Genomic DNA, 17,732 nt, shown 5'->3' on the forward strand with positions numbered 1-17,732 from the left:
CACCATTATCCAGCAAAACCCCGCAGGAGAATCCATGCCTCATACCTCACCGGATCGTCCCGACGTCGCTGTGCAGCAGGACCTCAGCGCGTCCCAAGACCTCCCCGAGCCCAAACCGCACGAGTTGGTGATCGGCGTCGACATCGGAGGCACCGGAATCAAGGGCGGCATAGTGGACCTGCGCAATGGTTCCCTCGTCAGCGAGCGATTCCGCATCGATACGCCGAGCCCCGCTACACCGGAAAAGGTTCTGCCCGTGGTTCGACAGATCGTTGAGGAGCTTCAGAGCAGGGACGTTGCCCCGGAAGAGGGCAGCGCGATTGGTATCGACTTTCCGGCCATCGTCAAAAACGGTGTGACGTGGTCGGCCGCCAACGTGGACAAGTCGTGGATCGGCGCGGAACTGAAGAAACTAGCCGAAGAACAGGTGGGCCGCACGGTGTACGCGGTCAACGACGCCGACGCCGCCGGTCTCGCCGAAGGTATTTACGGACAAGGCCGGGACAATAACGGACTGATCATGGTCATCACCCTGGGCACGGGGATCGGGTCGGCCATCATTCACAATGGTGTGCTCGTTCCGAACTCCGAATTGGGCCATCTGGAAATCGAGGGGCATGACGCCGAATCCCGTGCCTCCGTCCGCGCACGGGAACGCGACGACCTGTCTTGGAAGGACTACGGAAAACGTCTCCACACTTATTTCTCCCGCGTGGAAGCGCTCTTCTCCCCGGACCTCTTCGTCATCGGCGGCGGGGTCTCGAAAAAGCCCGAGAAATTCATGCCGTATCTGGAAGGCATTAAGACGCCGATGGTTCCGGCCGCCTTGCGCAATAACGCAGGGATTGTGGGCGCTGCCCTGTGGTCGGCAGGTCAGCCCGGCGAGCGTGAGCGACACGATCAGGATCTTCGGCGCTGACACCGGCGGGCATGGTCTCCAAGCAGCAGCGAAGGCTTTCACCGTCCCGGCTCGGGAACTGAACTCCTGAGTCCGGGCGGTAGCCTCGACGGAACCGATGGGTCGTCGTTTTTAAAAGTTGAACGCCGGTACCTGACGGCTTCCCCTCCGCAAGTACCGGCGACCAGTTCCTATCTAATCACAAGATGAACGCTGGGTCTAGATCAAAGTTGGTTGATCCGGATCTTCCGACTCAGGAACAGCGGTGGATGCTTTTTTGGCCTTGCGCTTTGCCTGGGCAGAACCAGATTTTTTGTCTCTGCTCTTGCTGTGCGGTTCGGGCCCCGCAGCTTCGGGAACCCCGGAGCTCTCGGCCGTTTCGCTTTCAGGGTCGTTCTTGACCTCGAATGCGGCCGTCGCCGGATCCGAGCCCGTACGGAGGTTTTCTATAGCCTTTTCGAAATCCTCGAGACCATCGAACGCCTGGTAAACGCTTGCGAAGCGTAAGTAGGCAACCTCGTCGAGTCGTTGCAACGGATCGAGAATGGCCAGCCCGACGTCGTTCGCGTCGATCTCGGCAAGCCCGCGGGCACGAATGGATTCTTCGACCTCTTGAGCCAACAATGCGAGGTCGTCCTCGCTGACGGGTCGCCCTTGACACGCTTTGCGGACGCCGGAGATGATCTTGACTCGCTTAAACGGTTCGGTCGCACCCGAACGTTTGATGACGTTGACCGATGTGGTCTCGAGAGTTGAGAATCTGCGGCCGCACGAGGAGCACTGACGACGGCGCCTGATCGATGAGCCGTCGTCGGCAACGCGCGAGTCCACGACTCGAGAATCCGGATGGCGGCAATAAGGACAATGCATATTAGGAGACCCCCTCCGAGGCGGAATCGTCGATTCGGGCGGTGATCGCTTCTCCGTGTGCGGGAAGGTCCTCCGCACCGGAGAGCGCGACGACGTCCTCCCCTACTTCAGCCAAGGCGTCGGCGGAGTACTCGATGATCTGAACGGCTTTCATGAACGATGTGGTGCACAATCCGCTGCTGTGGCGGGCCGAGCCGCCTGTCGGCAGAACGTGATTCGAGCCCGCAGCGTAGTCTCCCAAAGGCACCGGGCTGTATGGTCCCAGGAATATCGCTCCGGCGTTCCGAATTCTGGCCGCAATATCGCCTGGTCGGTCGGTCTGAATCTCCAAGTGCTCCGGCGCGTAGGCATTGGCGACGTCGATGCTCTGCTCGACGTCCTCCGTCAGGATCACGCCGGACTGCGGGCCGGTCAGTGCCGTCACGACCCTGTCGTGGTGTTTGGTCTTGGCCACGCGCGTTTGAAGGGCAGAGGACGTCTGATCTGCAAGTTCCGGGGAGTCTGTGATAAGAATCGACCCGGCGTGAGGATCATGTTCGGCCTGCGACAAGAGGTCGGCCGCAACGTAATCCGGGTTCGCCTGCGCATCGGCGATCACGGCAATTTCGGTGGTGCCCGCTTCCCCGTCCACTCCTACGACGGAACGCAATTGACGTTTGGCCATGGCAACGAAGATGTTGCCGGGGCCCGTGACCGTGTCGACCGGTTCAAGAGTTTCTTCGCCGTCAAAACCGTAGGCCATGGCGCCCAGGGCCTGAGCACCGCCAATGGCCCACACCTCGTCGATTCCGAGGAGCCCGGCCGCAGCGAGGGTTGTGGGGTGCGGCAAACCGCCGAACTCCCTCTGGGGAGGGGTACAGAGAACCACCGAGTCGACGCCGGCCGCTTGTGCAGGCACAGCATTCATGACTACAGACGACGGATATACCGCCAGCCCCCCGGGAACGTAGAGACCGACTCGTCTCACAGGAGTCCACCGGTGCACAAGCCGAGCTCCGGGAGCGACCTCGATACTCGCGTCCTCCGGGCGCTGTGCGCCGGCGAAGACCCGGGTCCGTTCGATCGCAGTCTCCAGTCCGCGGCGAACCGAGGGATCCAGTTCCTCGACCGCGCGATCGATGGCACTCTGAGGCACACGCAGGTTCGTCTGCTCGACGCCGTCGAAACGCTCGGACAACTCACGCAATGCTTCGGAGCCGCGGTCCTTGACGTCGGCAAGGATCGAAGCGACGGAGTCCGCGGCCGAGGACACGAATTCACTCGTCTGACGCGGTACGACTGAAAGCAACTGAGCATGGCTCAGTTGCTTTCCGCGCAGGTCGAGGACGCGCATCGAGAAGGGCTGGCTGGGGCTCGGGTCTGAAATGGTCACCAGTCCAGTTTAACGCCCGCGGTGCCGCCTTACCTCTCCACCGGGTCACACACCGACTTCGGACCCCACCGAGGATGACTTCTCCAGGCACGAGGAGCCGAACAACACTTTCAGATCACCGTAGAGCGCTGGGTTCGGATTGACCCGCAGCCTCGGGGAAAGACGCATCAGGACGTCCTTGGTTCGGCACGCGAGGTTGATTCGGACCTCGGCATCGCCGCGATGGTTCAAAAGGATGGATTCAAGCTCACGCAGGTTCTGCTCTGTTGCACGGTGTTCGGGCAGCGACAGGACGATCGGGCCTTTCTGCCCGTCCGCATCGATGTCCGGCACCTTGAGCTCCATGGCGCTGATCGTCACGGTTCCGTCGTCCCGGCGTTGGAGTCGACCCTTGATCGTGCAGATCAGGTCCTCGGTCAGAACGCCGGATATCGGTGTATAAACCTTTCCGAAGAACATGACTTCCATCGAGCCCGTCCTGTCCTCCAACTCGATGCGCGCATAGGCGTTGCCGCTGGTCTTCGCGACCTTGCGCTGGACGGAGGTGATCATGCCCGCGATGGTGACGATCGATCCGTCCGGCTTCCCGTCTTCATCCAGCAAGGACTGCACGGATGAATCAGACAGCTGCCCCAGGACGTCATCGAGCCCACGCAAAGGGTGGTCCGAAACGTACAGACCGAGCATTTCCCTCTCGAAATTGAGTTTGTCGCGGCGTTCCCACTCCGGGACGTCCGGAATCGCAACCGTGAGCTCAGTGGTCGGATCTTCTTCCTCCGCGCCGATTCCCCCAAACAGGTCGAATTGTCCCGCGGCCTCCTGGCGTTTGACCGAAACCGTCGAATCCACGGCTTCCTCGTGGATCAGGGACAAAGCTCGACGACGATGTCCCAAGTCATCGAAAGCGCCCGCCTTGATCAACGATTCTATGGTTCGTTTGTTGCAGCAGACCGCCGGAACCTTCTTGAGGAAATCGTGGAAGGACGTGAAGCGGCCTTTTTCGGTACGGGTTTCCACCAAGGCAGAGACGACGTTCGCACCGACGTTGCGGACAGCGCCCATGCCGAAGCGGATGTCGTCCCCGACAGGCGTGAAGTTCAGCGCGGACTCGTTGACGTCCGGCGGTAGAACCGTAATTCCCATGCGACGGCATTCGTTGAGATACAGGGCAAGTTTGTCCTTGTCATCGCCCACCGAAGTCAGAAGTGCCGCCATGTATTCCTGCGGATAATGGGCCTTGAGATAAGCCGTCCAGTACGAGACCAATCCGTAGGCTGCAGTGTGTGCCTTGTTGAACGCATAATCGGAGAAGGGCAGCAGAATGTCCCAGAGCGCCTTGATCGCGGCTTCGGAATAGCCGTTGTCCAACATCCCCTGGTGGAAAGTCACGTACTGGCGATCCAGCTCAGCCTTCTTCTTCTTGCCCATCGCACGGCGCAGAATATCCGCCTCACCGAGCGAGTACCCCGCGACCTTCTGCGCGATGGCCATGACCTGCTCCTGGTAGACGATCAGACCATAGGTCGTGTCCAGGATTTCGGCGAGCGGCTCTTCCAATTCCGCGTGGATCGGGGTGACTTCCTGGAGGCCGTTCTTGCGGAGGGCGTAGTTGGTGTGCGAGTTGGCGCCCATCGGGCCCGGCCTGTACAAAGCCAAGACAGCGGAAATGTGTTCGAAGTGGTCCGGCTGCATGAGTTTGAGCAACTGACGCATGGGGCCACCGTCGAGCTGGAAAACGCCCAAAGTGTCCCCGCGGGCCAGCAACTTGTAGGACTCGGCGTCGTCCGTCTCCAGGGTCTCCAGATCAAGAGTGAAGTCTCGGTTGGACTGGATGTTTTCAATCGCGTCGGAAATGATGGTCAGGTTGCGCAGGCCCAAGAAGTCCATCTTGATCAGGCCGAGGCCTTCACACGTCGGATAGTCGAATTGGGTGATGACCTGCCCGTCTTGTTCACGGCGCATGATCGGGATGATGTCGATGATGTTGTGGCTGGACATGATCACGCCCGCCGCGTGCACACCCCACTGGCGTTTCAGGCCTTCCAGGCCTTCGGCGGTCTCAAAAACCTTGCGTGAGTCCTCGTCCGACGCGATCAGCTCACGCAGTTCCTCGGCTTCCCCATATCGCTTGGCGTCCTTGTTGTAGACGTCCTGAAGCGAAATGCCCTTCCCCATGACGTCCGGCGGCATCGCCTTGGTCAGACGCTCGCCCGTTGAAAAGGGGTAGCCCAGAACGCGGGAAGAGTCCTTGAGGGCCTGCTTGGCCTTGATGGTTCCGTAGGTGACGATCTGGGCGACTTTGTCCTCGCCGTACTTCTCGGTCACATAGTGGATGACTTCGGAACGACGACGATCGTCGAAATCGACGTCGAAGTCGGGCATGGAAACGCGATCGGGGTTCAGAAAGCGCTCGAAAATGAGATCGTGTTCGAGCGGGTTCAACTCGGTGATACGCATCGCGTACGCGACCATTGAACCTGCACCCGAGCCACGACCCGGTCCGACGCGTATCCCGTTGTTCTTGGCCCAGTTGATGAAGTCGGCCACGACGAGGAAGTAGCCAGGGAACCCCATCTGGGTGATGATCCCGACCTCGTATTCGGCCTGCTTGCGGACGTCGTCCGGCACGCCGTTGGGAAAACGATAGTGAAGGCCGTTCTCGACCTCCTTGACGAACCAAGATTCCTCGTTCTCCCCGGGCGGGCACGGGAAGTTCGGCATGTAGTTGGCACTGGTGTCGAATTCGACGTTGCAGCGTTCTGCGATTTCCAGGGTGTTGTCGCATGCTTCCGGGAAGTCGCGGAATAACTCCCTCATCTCCGCGGGAGATTTCAGATAGAACTCGTCGGCGTCGAATTTGAAACGCTTGGGATCCTGAATCGTTGAACCGGATTGCACGCACAGAAGGGCCGCGTGGGCTTTGGCGTCTTCCGCGTGCGTGTAGTGGAGGTCATTGGTTGCCACGAGCGGCAATTGCAGGTCCTTGGCCAACCTCAGAAGGTCGCTGGTAACCTGCTTCTCGATGCCGAGGCCGTGGTCCATGAGCTCGCAGTAGTAGTTCTCCTTGCCGAAGATATCGCGGAATTCGGCCGCAGCGTCACGAGCCTCGTTGTACTGACCCAGCCGAAGACGCGTCTGCACCTCCCCCGAGGGGCACCCCGTGGTCGCGATCAAACCGTCCGAGTACATGTTGAGCAGCTCACGGTCCATGCGCGGTTTGTAGAGCTGACCCTCCAACGACGCCCTCGAGGACGCCCTGAACAGGTTGTGCATGCCCTTGGTGTTCTCCGCGAGCAAGGTCATGTGTGTATAAGCACCGCCGCCCGAGACGTCGTTGCGACCGCCATCGGCGAACTTCACACGCGTTCGATCTTGGCGGGCGGTACCAGGCGTCACATACGCTTCTACGCCGATAATCGGTTTGATGCCCGCGTTGCGTGCCTTGTTCCAGAAGTCGAACGCGCCGAAGAGGAACCCGTGGTCCGTGGTGGCCATCGAGCTCATGCCCAGCTCGTGGGCATGCTCGAACAGATCATCCAATCGCGCCGCACCGTCGAGCATCGAGTACTCGGTATGGACGTGGAGATGGGTAAAGTCTTTGGAATTAGCCGCGGAAGTCACTTCATCATTTTAGGGCTTCTAGGAGCCCAGAGCATCCCCGCTGCGCATCGACTCGACGGCGAACCTCAGATCAGGCGGGTATTCGCTCTCGAACTCGACGTAACGTCCGGTACCGGGATGGTCGAATCCCAAACGATGGGCGTGAAGCCATTGTCGGGTCAGCCCAAGTCGTGCGGAGAGTTTGGGGTCCGCACCGTACGTCAGGTCCCCGCAACAGGGGTGATTGAGCGCGGAGAAATGAACGCGGATCTGGTGGGTTCTGCCCGTCTCCAAGTGAACCTCTGCCAGGGACGCAGGACCGTAAGCCTCGATGACCTCGTAGTGGGTTACGGAGTCCCGCCCGTCTTCGACGACGGCGAATCGCCATTCGTGTCCCGGGTGCCTCCCGATTGGAGCATCGATAGTTCCATGGAGCGGATCCGGTATACCCTGGATCATCGTGTGATAGACCTTGGTCACGGTCCGCTCTTTGAACGCGCGTTTGAGCGACGAATAGGATTTCTCGTTCTTGGTCACGACCATGAGCCCGGACGTTCCGACGTCGAGTCGGTGCACAATGCCCCGGCGCTCGGCAGCTCCCGAAGTGGAAATGCCGACCCCGGCCGCGGACAGCGCGCCCACGACCGTCGGCCCGTGCCACCCCGGCGACGGATGCGCAGCGACCCCGGAAGGCTTGTCCACGACGACGATGTCCGAGTCTTCGTGCACAATGCGGAAGCCGTCCACGCTCTCGGGAACGACACGGACCTTGTCATTGGGGTCCGGGACGTCCGCTGTGATCGACGCGCCTTCGGGAACCCTCAAGGATTTGACGGCCTTGATGGGCCGCCCCTGAGATGTGACCTCAACGCACCCCTCCGCGCACCATGTCGCTGCGGCCGAGCGAGATTGACCCGTCCGGTTGGCGAGGAAAGCGTCGAGTCGGGTCCCTGCGTCGTCCGCAATGACTGTCCATTCGTGCTGCCCTATGATGTATTCGCTCACGCGGTGTCCTCCCGTTCGGTGTCTTCTTGCCGAAATTCCGTTGCGCCCTCCAACGGAACACCGCGGAACAGAAGAATCGCCAGCACCACGATGCTCACGCAAATGCACGAGTCCGCGATGTTGAAGATTGCGTAATGGGGCACGGAAATGAAATCGACAACATGCCCCCGGCCGAAGCCGGGTTCCCGGAAAAGCCGATCCGTGAGGTTGCCGAGGACTCCGGCCAGCAAGCCGAAAAGACCGAGAATCCAGCCGCGTGTACGGGCCTTGGGAAGATAATAGAGAATCACCACGGCCACGATTGCCATGATGATCGTGAAGATCCAGGTCACCGACTCCCCCATTGAGAAAGCCGCACCGGGGTTCCGTATGAACCTCCACCACAGTAGACCGTCCACGACGGGGACAGCTTGTCCCTCCGTCATATGGGTGACCACTGCGTACTTCGTGATCTGATCCAGAACATACAGAACCACCAGGAGGACGAGACCGAGAACCCTATGGGCGCGAAACCGCCCGGATGACAAGGAAACAGCGGCTCGGTCGCTCACGATGGGTGGTACTCCTCAGGATTCTTCAGTGGTGGCCCGGCGGGGAGGGAACCTCGATCGCCCAGGCCCGACCGGGATTTAATTCGCGAACGGGGCCAGCAGAACGATTCTGCTGACCCCGTTCCTTCAGAACACGTGCGGGCCGAAGCCCTCGGTTCAGCGGGTCTGGGTCGGCTCGACGCGCGGAGAATTCTCCAAATCCGTGAGCTTGCCCTCCAAGTAGGACTTGAGCTCGCGGCGGTACTTCGTCTCGAAACTGCGCAATGTCTCTACGTCGGTCTCCAAGTTGGTCTTGGATTCCTCGAGAGAAGCCAGGATCTCCGAGCGCTTGGCCTCCGCCTCGCTGAGCAGCGAGTTCGCGGTGGTCTGTCCTTCCTCGATGAGGCGCGCCTTTTCGGACTCGCCCTGGGACACGTAGTCGTCGTGCAGACGCTGAGCCATTGCGATGACGGCTGCGGCCGAGGCCGCGGATTCGTTGGACTGGCCCGAAACGTTGTTCTCCCGTACAGAGGATTCCGAGGTGGTCTCGGCGGAAGCCTGGGCTGCGGTCGTTCCCGAGCCCGGCTGGTCGGAGCCCGATTTCTCGGCGGCCGTCGGAACCTGTTCATTGGTCGGGTGGATCTCGGAATCGAGGTTCTCCGGTTCAACGTCGGAGGACGAATCCGGTTCGACGTTCAGGGCCGCCACCGAGGCTGCATCGGAGGTCTCGGCGGCCGAGGTCTTGTTGCCCTGAGAACCGGCCGCGGAAGAGACGGATCCGGAGTCCGGGTCGATGCCGGCTTCTTCGAGCTTCTGACGGAGATCGTCATTTTCCTTGTTGAGGCGTCGCAGCTCGGAGACAACCTCGTCCAGGAAGAGGTCCACCTCTTCCTGGTCGTACCCCTCGCGGAATTTGGTGGGTTGGAAGGTCTTGTTGATGACCTGTTCCGGGGTCAATGCCATGAAATACACCTCTTATCTTGTCGATGCGGCAGCAGTCGCACCGTACGCCTAAACGGGACGTCCCCCACAGAGGGCGTCCATAACTCATTGTGCCTGCAGCCAAAACCGTAAATGTCTGGCACGCACCTGGATCACATCCTAACGACTCAGGTGCGAGGGTATGAGAAATTTCTGGATATACGCTGAGCGCCAAATCGAATGGCATTCAGGTGGGTGGTCGCCCCACCCTTACATCAGCATAGAGCCGAGAGACGAACCGACGATGGCACGCACGATGCTCAGGGCGACCAGCAACACCAGGAAGCCCATGTCTAGCGAGACGGTTCCGATACGCAACGGCGGAATCCACTTTCGCATGAGCCGCATCGGCGGGTCCGTCACGGTATAGACGGTCGAGGCGAAGATCAGGGCCACGCCTTTGGGGCGCCAGAAGCGGGCGAAAGTCTGAACCCAGTCCAGGATCAGCCTGAACATCAGCACCAGGAACGCCAGATACAAGACGAAGTCAACGATGGCGAGGGCCGAGATCAACTGGACGTACCTTTCTTATGCCTGACAGGAATGATGGGAATGACGATCAGCTCTGGTCGAACAGCGAGTCGTCGACCGCGGGAGCCGAGGACGACACATCCTCGGAAGCCAGTACTTCGAGGTTAGCCGGCGTCAGCAGGAAAACTTGTTCTGTCACACGCTCGATGCTCCCATTGAGGGCAAAAGTCAAGCCTGAGGAGAAATCAACCAGTCGCTTGGCCTCCGCAACATCCATGTCCGTGACGTTCATGATCACGGGGATATTGTTTCGGAAAGATTCTCCGATCACCTTTGCATCGTTGTAGGAGCGCGGGTGAATGGTGGTGATGCGTCGCAATTCGTTGTCGCTTTCGGTCTGTGCCGCGGCACGGTTGATCGGGGTGACGGGAGCCCGGTAGTCTTCAGGCTCTTCGTCCCTGGCGGGCTCGAGTTCTCGGCGGGCCGGAGCTGCGGAGGATTCCGGACGACGTCGCGCCGTCGCGGCTTCCTGTCGAACCTCACGTTCGCGCGGACCGCGGGACCCAGCATCCTGCCGGACCCCTTGATCCTCGGCCGGACGCTGGCGAGAAGGGGCTTCGCTCCGCGTAGCCAGTGCAGCCGAACCGCCGTCGATCTCACGCGGGGCGCGTTCCTCGTAGTGGACATGCGGCTGAGCCGCGGTGTCAGCCTCAGCGCGGCGCTGTTGCGCCGCGGGTTGAGCCTCGTACCCGTCGTCGGCAAGGCCCAGAAAGACCATTGCCTGGCGCAGTGTTCCGGCCATGTGAACTCCTCGAGAATCGTTCGTTGAGACGGGCGCTACCCGCCAATGGGACCATTATTCCCATCGACAAGGGAAATTGCAGGGGGCAACACGCCAAATCCAGTGAATACTCAGTTGTGGGGCGGGCGTTGACCCATGATCGCACTGCCGACGCGCACGCTGGTCGAACCCCATCGTATCGCTTCGCTCATATCGGCGCTCATCCCCGAAGAGATCTTCCACGCCTGCGGATATGTCTGCCGAAGTTTGACGCTCAGCCCCCACAGCTTCTCGAAGGCCCTCGCCGGGTCCTCGCCGAGTGGTGCAACGGCCATCAGGCCGCCGAGCACGAGCCCATCGGTCGCCGCAATGCGGTCGGCGATTGCTTCGAGGTCCTGCGGGTCGGCACCGCCACGGGCTCCCTGAGCCGCAGCTCCCGGGGTTGCTGCGGCATCGTCGAGGCCCACTTGGACCAAACATTCGAGGCCACCGCGCGAGGCCGCCGCCGGTGCCGGCCCTTCCTCCGCTTCGAACCGCTCCGTCGCGGTGCGATAGGCCTTCCCCAAAGCGTTGACCAGTGAGATCCGATCGATTGATTGCACGCTCGAGGCATATTTGACCACGGACTTGGCCTTATTGGACTGCAACTGCCCTATATAGTGCCAAGCCGGCGGATCTTCTGACGTGTACTGGCTGAGCTCGAAAGCTTTGGCGGAGGCCTCCTGGTCACGGTTCTCCCCGAAAGAGCGCACCCCGGAGTCGTAGAGCGCGGCCGCATCCGATGCCGGAAAAAATTTGGTCACCACAATGAGCTCGACGTCCCGTGAGGACGAGCGGACATCATCGGGCGCCTCCGCGGCCAATCTTTCAACATCAGCTTGAACGCGAGCATATGCATCGGCTAGCTCGTGACAGCGTTCGGGCGAGTACGCCAGACTATCCATCAGCTCTGAATCCTTCCGTGTCCTGGAATTCCGATGATAGTTGAGGGGGTCCGGCTCGCTCAGGTTCCGGGAGTCCAGACGAGCCCCGCGATACGGCCTCGACCCGGGGCGCGTCGGTGAGAATACAGACCTTCGTCCTCGTAAGTGCACTCGTTCAGGACTTCCCGATGCACCTCGACTCCCAAACCTTCAAGCTGGGCTTGCGCCGCAGCAGGCAGGTCCAGCCCCGGCGTATTCCATCGCGTCGTTGCGGCGATGCCGGGATGCCCGGGAGCCGAAGCCTCGAGCATCTGACGAGGGACTTCGTAACACCGACCACAAATCGCGGGGCCCACCCAGGCGTGAATCTGACGCATGCCCAGTTCGTGGAGGGCCTCCACTACGTTCGGAAGCACGCCGGCCAACAACCCCTTGCGGCCGGCATGAGCGACACCGAAGGTCGAGTCATGTTCGGTCGTCAGGACGATGGGCAGGCAGTCTGCCGTCATGATCGCCAGAGGACGGCCAGTCGCCGTGACGGCCGCGTCGGCCACCGGAGCGAGCTCACGTTCTTGGTGCGGAGTCAGGCCGGGTGGTATTACGGGCGCGTCGTCGGCTCGGGCCACATGCGTTCCGTGGACCTGCTCCAGGAACAACAAGCTGCCGGAGCGGACCGCCATGGCCCGTTCCAGGCCACGGCGATTGTCTTGCGGGTCGGAGGACCCCTGGACATGTAATCCCAGGTTGCCGGCCTCGACGCCAGTGAACCCCACACAGACGCCGTGGGCAAGGCGGACACGATGACGAAGCGGTGCCACGAACCGGTCCTTCGCCGTTTCGGTCTTCTCGGTAGTGCGGTCGTTGCTCATGCGTTCCCCTCGGCCCCGTCGACGGATCCACCAACGAAGAACGGGACGGGACGAATTGACCGTCCCGCCCCGCTGGCTTCACACGCGCGTTGTTATTGAGTTACTTCAGGAAGTCGGGGACGTCCAGCGAGTCCTTCCCCGATTTCTTGGAGGTGGACTCGCCGTCGGTGCCCACGACCGGGGGCAGGTCGACGTCGAAGCCGGCGTTCGCCGGGACATCCGAATCGTCCTGCCACTGTGAGGCCGAACCGTTGGAGAAGGAGTTGCTCGAGTAGGAGCTGCTCCCGCGCTGCGGGTTGTTGGCAACCTTGGCCGGCTGGGAAGCGCCGCCACCGAAGGTCTGCTGAGTCCTCTGAGCCTGGTTGGCCGCGGCGTTGTTGTCGTTGCTGTTCGTCTCCGGGTTGAGGGAGTCGAAACCTGCGGCGATCACCGTGACGCGAGCTTCATCACCCAGGGCGTCATCAATGACGGCACCGAAGATGATGTTGGCATCCGGGTGCGCGACCTCTTGGACAAGGCGGGCCGCTTCGTTGATCTCGAACAGACCGAGATCGGATCCGCCTTGGATCGACAGCAGCACGCCGTGCGCACCATCGATCGAGGCTTCGAGCAACGGAGACGCTATTGCCAACTCGGCCGCTTTGACAGCACGGTCCTCGCCCTGCGCCGAGCCGATACCCATCAGCGCCGAGCCGGCTCCCTGCATCACAGACTTGACGTCCGCGAAGTCGAGGTTGATCAGGCCCGGAGTTGTGATCAGATCAGTGATGCCCTGGACACCGGACAGCAGAACCTGGTCGGCCGACTTGAACGCATCCAGCATGGATACGTTGCGATCCGAGATGGAGAGCAGACGATCGTTCGGGATAACGATGAGGGTATCGACCTCGTCGCGCAAGGACTCGATGCCGGTCTCGGCCTGATTCGAGCGCCGACGGCCCTCGAACGTAAACGGACGAGTCACGACACCAATGGTCAGGGCGCCGAGCGAACGGGCGATGCGGGCCACGACGGGGGCGCCACCGGTACCGGTGCCGCCGCCTTCGCCGGCCGTCACGAAGACCATGTCGGCCCCCTTGAGGACCTCTTCGATCTCTTCTTCGTGGTCCTCGGCAGCCTGGCGGCCGACCTCGGGATTGGCTCCCGCGCCGAGACCGCGAGTCATCTCGCGCCCGACGTCGAGTTTGACATCGGCATCCGACATCAGAAGTGCCTGGGCGTCGGTATTGATCGCGATGAATTCAACACCGCGAAGCCCGACCTCGATCATGCGGTTTACCGCGTTGACGCCGCCGCCGCCGATGCCGACGACCTTGATAACGGCGAGGTAATTCTGGGGAGTTGTTACGTCCATGGGGTTCCTCGTTTTAGCGTGTGAAGCCGTAGCGCATGATTCCGCTGATTAAACCTTCACCCGAAGGTTGAGGTTCAATATTCGGCATCTGCACCCAGCCGGTTCCTATACCAAACCTACAGTACCAACGACCGGATACCGTGTCGCACTTATTCGCCGTCTGAAATCTAAGAATTTCCGGCGAATGTTCTCAAGTCCAGAATAAAACATAAACCTTTACTTTAATGTTTAATTCTGTCTCTGGTGGACTATTTGGTGACGGGGTGATCCGGGCTCGAGACGTCGTACACGGATGCGCCACCCGAGTCCTTCAGACCTTGGACCAGACTAGTAAGGACTTCGGCCTTGTACTCGCTCTGATCACCGGTCCCCCAAACCACCTGGGACCCGTCCTTCATGTCCAACCGGATGTTGTTGGACGAGCTGGCTTCGACCTTGTTGAGCTGGCCCAGCAAAGACTGCGGCAGCGTCTGGAGGGCCTGGACGGTCGACTTGAAGGAATCGCCCTTGACCGCATCAGGGCCACCATCCAGCAACGGGACGCCTGCCTCCTCGACCGACTTCTTGGCACCTATCGCAACGCCGTTCTTGTCGACCATGACGTACTGGTCCCCGGACTTGACCACAGCCACTGGCGCTCGTTCGTGGACCGTCACCACGAGTTCGTGCGGAGGGTGCGCCTCGATGCTGACGTCCTGAATCACGACGTCATCTCCGATGCGATCCTTCACGTCCTGCGTCGTGACGCGAGTCAGAGGCTTGCCTTTCAAAGAATCCAACGACTTCTGCAGCGATGTCTTATCAGTCAGATGAGCGCCTTGCACGGTGACACTCTGGGTCGCCAACAGTGGAGAGAAGAAAACGATCCCGAAGAAAAGTACGGCAGCGATCAATACGGCCCCCAGTCCTACGACGACCTTCTTCCGCCGAGAGGCTCGTGGCTTTCCACCAGTCGGGCGTGGCTCTCCAGGAGCGCGTCGTTCGCGAGACGTCGTCCCTCGGTCCCCGCCCTTGGGGCGACGTCCGGGGAAAGCGACGATATTGTCGGCCGCCTCATCGCCGTCTGGACTCGGCTTCTGGTCTCCTCTGGCGGTCCCAGCCTCCCCGTCCCGGTGCCCGTTGTCCGCCGATCTCGTATCGGCATCGTTGTGCTCAAGGTCCGAGTCCGAGAGCACCTGGACTTTCGACTCATCGTTGACTCGCACAGCGGCCGGCCGTGGCTGCGTGCCCTGGGCCGAACTGCGGATGGCCTCCGAGCGCTGGGCATCGGGGCCTGCATCGCCTCGTGCGGTCGCCTCGGCAAGCTTGCTCCGCGGATCAGTCTCGCCCTGGGGCAGGCCGGAGGACTTCCCATTCGACTGCTGCTCCTTGGAAGTCTTCTTGCCTTCCTGACGCCGGGGCAAACGCGGCCGGTGCGCGGGGCTCACGAGGAATCCCGGGCGCCGGTCGGCCCGCCTTCCGACAACTCGCTGAGGATCTTCTCGGCAAAAGTGGTCACGTCTCCCGCGCCGATGGTCATGACGATGTCCCCGCTCGACGCCGCGGAAGCGACCCGGCCTGCCGCCTCGCCCGGGCTCGACGCATAGCGAACCTCGGTGAAGCCCGCCTCCGTGATGAGCCGGCTCGTCACTCCTTCAAGGGGTTCTTCGCGCGCCGGGAAGATATCGACGACGTACGCACGATCGGCCAACGACAATGCCTCAGCGAATTCACCGGCGAATTCCTTGGTGCGCGAAAACAGGTGCGGCTGGAAAATCGCATACACATTGTGACCTTCGGAAACCGTCCGAGCAGCTTCGAGCGCCGCGGCTACTTCCGTGGGATGGTGCGCATAATCGTCGTAGACCTGGACTCCGCGACATTCGCCGCGGAATTCGAACCGGCGGGCGGAACCAGTGAACGAGGTGAGCGCACGCGCCGCGCGAGAGGGATCGAACCCGCCCACGAGAGCGCACGAGACAGCCGCCGAGGCGTTCCGGAGGTTATGTTGGCCCGGCACCGACAGCTCAAGCGTGCATTTGCCGACCAAGTCTTCACCTCGTAACCGGACATCCCACTCGAGCTCGGCACTGCTGCGCGTGCCCTCGCCGCTGATATCTCTGATGAGCACGTCGGCGCCGTCGTCCGAACCGTAGGTCACGACGTTCTTTCCCAGCTTTCGCTGGCTTTCCGCGAGACGACGGGCACCGGAATCGTCCCAGCACGCGACCAACACGCCGTCAGGCATCATCGTGTCCGCAAAACGGTCGAACGCCGCGGTGACGGCCTCAGGGCTTCCGTAGAAGTCCAGGTGGTCCGGTTCAACGTTTGTCACGACGGCGATGGTCGGCTCGTATTTGACGAAGGAGCCGTCTGATTCGTCGGCTTCTGCGACGAACCAGCTCTCCGGCCCGGTGGCGCCCAATGCGGCATTCGATCCCAAAGAAGCGATGGTCGAACCGACCGCGTACGACGGATTCACATTCAGTCCGTCGAGCATGACGGCGATCATCGAACTCGTCGTGGTCTTTCCGTGAGTTCCCGCAACGGCGATCGTCTGGGAGTCGGCCATCGACGCGGCGAGTGCATCCGAGCGGTGCAGGATACGCAACCCGGCGGCCCGAGCAGCGCTCAGTTCAGGGTTGGATTCCTTGATGGCCGTTGAGATGACCACGGTGTCGGCGCCTTCCACATTGGCGGCGTCCTGAGGGACAAAGACCAGAGCACCTTTCTTGCGCAGCACGGCCAAGGCGGCGTTGTCCTTCATATCGGAACCACTGACCTCAAGCCCGCGGGAGACCAGGAGATCAGCGACCGCTGACATACCGGTGCCGCCCATCCCAATGAAGTGGACTCTTCCCAGCTCCTCCGTCTTGAGGCGGCGTGGGAACGGTGGGTTCATGAAGTCGGGCAGCAGACTCGACCCGTCGTCTCGGTGATGCACAGAACTCATGGGTTAGGCATTCCCTTCGTGTCGCGCCGATTGGGCTATCAACCGGGCCATTTGCTGGGCCGCATCGCGGATACCGTGTCTATACCCATTCTCCGACATTTCCCGAAGTCGGTCACGGTCCGTGACGGTGGAAAGAACATTGGTCAGGAACCACTCGACGGTGAAATTCTTGTCTTCCACCATAAGTCCGGCCCCTGAATCGACGAGATCCGCCGCGTTCAGAGACTGCTCCCCGTTGCCGATGGGCAGAGGTACGAAAATTGCCGGGCAGCCCACGGCCGCAACCTCGCTCACGGTCGCGGCACCGGAACGAGCGACCAAGAGGTCGCACGCGGCGTAGACGTTTTCCATTCCGTCGATGTATTCGACCTGCTGGTACCCGGGAGCTTCAAGTGGTGCCCCATGGGAATCAAGGAGTTGTTTCCCGCGCCCCGTAATGTGAAGCATTTGAACGGCCGAGTCCCGCCACTCAGGACGGTCGAGAACGCCGGCAATAGTCCGGTTCATGTTCTGGGCCCCGAGCGAGCCACCCGTGACGATGATGGTCGGCCGATCCGCTTGGAGGGAGAGAAGCTGACGGGCCCCTTCGCGTTCAGCGGCCCGGTCGCATCCGGAGATCTGAAGGCGCATCGGCATCCCGACGTGCTGCCCCTTGGCTATCGGCGTCCCCGCAAATGCCGTTGCAACAACGGTGGCTCGCCGGGCCCCGACCTTATTCGCCAGGCCTGGCCGCTGGTTGGCTTCGTGGATCACGATCGGCAGCCCTTCTTGCGCAGCCGCCAAGTACATTGGTGTGCACACGTAACCGCCGACACCGACCAAAACGTCGGCTTGGTTCCGGCGGAGGATTTCCCTTCCCTGTCTGACGGCCTTCCGAAGCCTGAAAGGCAATTTGGCCAAATCCAATGTTGGCTTTCGCGGCATGGGCACGCGGTCGACGAACTCAAGATCGTATCCAGCGTCGGGGACCAAACGGGTTTCCATGCCTGAAGCCGTACCCACCGCCACAATACGAGACTCGGGATCGAGCTCCCGTATGGCATCTGCGATAGCGAGCATCGGGGAGATGTGCCCCGCAGTCCCGCCTCCCGCTACAACAACGGACAGTGGCTTGGTCATGGTCGAATCTCCCGGAATGTCAATGGT

15 protein-coding genes are annotated in these 17,732 nt (G+C 61.3%); 1 reads left to right on the forward strand and 14 read right to left on the reverse strand.

Annotated features, from left to right (window positions below; genetic code table 11):
• The first annotated feature begins 34 nt into the window (after positions 1 to 34).
• The gene (ppgK, locus tag sake_RS08390) at positions 35 to 919 is read left to right on the forward strand and encodes a polyphosphate--glucose phosphotransferase (protein WP_129360942.1); all 885 of its coding nucleotides are present in this window, start codon (positions 35 to 37) and stop codon (positions 917 to 919) included.
• 198 nt (positions 920 to 1,117) lie between these two features.
• Here ppgK and nrdR read toward each other — a convergent pair whose 3' ends face one another.
• From nrdR to murG, 14 genes are all read right to left on the reverse strand, one after another.
• Complete coding sequence (gene nrdR, locus sake_RS08395) at positions 1,118 to 1,768, reverse strand: transcriptional regulator NrdR (RefSeq protein WP_129360943.1); 651 nt, start codon at positions 1,766 to 1,768, stop codon at positions 1,118 to 1,120.
• 1 nt (position 1,769) lies between these two features.
• On the reverse strand, positions 1,770 to 3,101 hold the full coding sequence (gene hisD, locus sake_RS08400; protein ID WP_129361033.1) for a histidinol dehydrogenase: 1,332 nt from the start codon (positions 3,099 to 3,101) through the stop codon (positions 1,770 to 1,772).
• A gap of 84 nt (positions 3,102 to 3,185) precedes the next feature.
• A complete protein-coding gene (gene dnaE / locus sake_RS08405; RefSeq protein WP_238147753.1) occupies positions 3,186 to 6,701 on the reverse strand; it encodes a DNA polymerase III subunit alpha in 3,516 nt (1,171 codons plus the stop codon).
• Between the two features lie 78 nt (positions 6,702 to 6,779).
• Positions 6,780 to 7,745: an RluA family pseudouridine synthase gene (locus tag sake_RS08410; protein ID WP_178945817.1), complete on the reverse strand. Its 966-nt coding sequence runs from the start codon at positions 7,743 to 7,745 to the stop codon at positions 6,780 to 6,782.
• Positions 7,742 to 8,296: a signal peptidase II gene (lspA, locus tag sake_RS08415; protein WP_243155668.1), complete on the reverse strand. Its 555-nt coding sequence runs from the start codon at positions 8,294 to 8,296 to the stop codon at positions 7,742 to 7,744. The genes sake_RS08410 and lspA overlap by 4 nt, the downstream gene beginning before the upstream one ends.
• 156 nt (positions 8,297 to 8,452) lie before the next feature.
• Complete coding sequence (locus sake_RS13535; RefSeq protein ID WP_129360947.1) at positions 8,453 to 9,238, reverse strand: DivIVA domain-containing protein; 786 nt, start codon at positions 9,236 to 9,238, stop codon at positions 8,453 to 8,455.
• Between the two features lie 228 nt (positions 9,239 to 9,466).
• Complete coding sequence (locus sake_RS08425) at positions 9,467 to 9,769, reverse strand: YggT family protein (protein ID WP_129360948.1); 303 nt, start codon at positions 9,767 to 9,769, stop codon at positions 9,467 to 9,469.
• 46 nt (positions 9,770 to 9,815) lie between these two features.
• Positions 9,816 to 10,529, reverse strand: coding sequence for a cell division protein SepF (gene sepF, locus sake_RS08430; protein ID WP_178945818.1), 714 nt, complete (start codon positions 10,527 to 10,529; stop codon positions 9,816 to 9,818).
• Between the two features lie 110 nt (positions 10,530 to 10,639).
• Entirely contained in the window at positions 10,640 to 11,452 is an 813-nt protein-coding gene (locus sake_RS08435) for a YggS family pyridoxal phosphate-dependent enzyme (protein ID WP_129360950.1), read from the reverse strand.
• 59 nt (positions 11,453 to 11,511) lie between these two features.
• Entirely contained in the window at positions 11,512 to 12,300 is a 789-nt protein-coding gene (locus sake_RS08440; protein ID WP_129360951.1) for a polyphenol oxidase family protein, read from the reverse strand.
• Positions 12,301 to 12,400: 100 nt separating this feature from the next.
• Positions 12,401 to 13,654, reverse strand: a complete 1,254-nt coding sequence (ftsZ, locus tag sake_RS08445; protein WP_129360952.1) for a cell division protein FtsZ — start codon at positions 13,652 to 13,654, stop codon at positions 12,401 to 12,403.
• Between the two features lie 248 nt (positions 13,655 to 13,902).
• Positions 13,903 to 15,081, reverse strand: a complete 1,179-nt coding sequence (locus sake_RS08450) for a cell division protein FtsQ/DivIB (RefSeq protein WP_178945819.1) — start codon at positions 15,079 to 15,081, stop codon at positions 13,903 to 13,905.
• The gene (gene murC / locus sake_RS08455; RefSeq protein WP_129360954.1) at positions 15,078 to 16,586 is read right to left on the reverse strand and encodes a UDP-N-acetylmuramate--L-alanine ligase; all 1,509 of its coding nucleotides are present in this window, start codon (positions 16,584 to 16,586) and stop codon (positions 15,078 to 15,080) included. The genes sake_RS08450 and murC overlap by 4 nt, the downstream gene beginning before the upstream one ends.
• A 3-nt stretch (positions 16,587 to 16,589) precedes the next feature.
• Entirely contained in the window at positions 16,590 to 17,705 is a 1,116-nt protein-coding gene (murG, locus tag sake_RS08460; RefSeq protein ID WP_178945820.1) for an undecaprenyldiphospho-muramoylpentapeptide beta-N-acetylglucosaminyltransferase, read from the reverse strand.
• Between the last annotated feature and the right edge of the window lie 27 nt (positions 17,706 to 17,732).

The sequence above is a fragment of the Kocuria sp. TGY1127_2 genome, from assembly GCF_013394385.1.
Lineage (GTDB): Bacteria > Actinomycetota > Actinomycetes > Actinomycetales > Micrococcaceae > Rothia.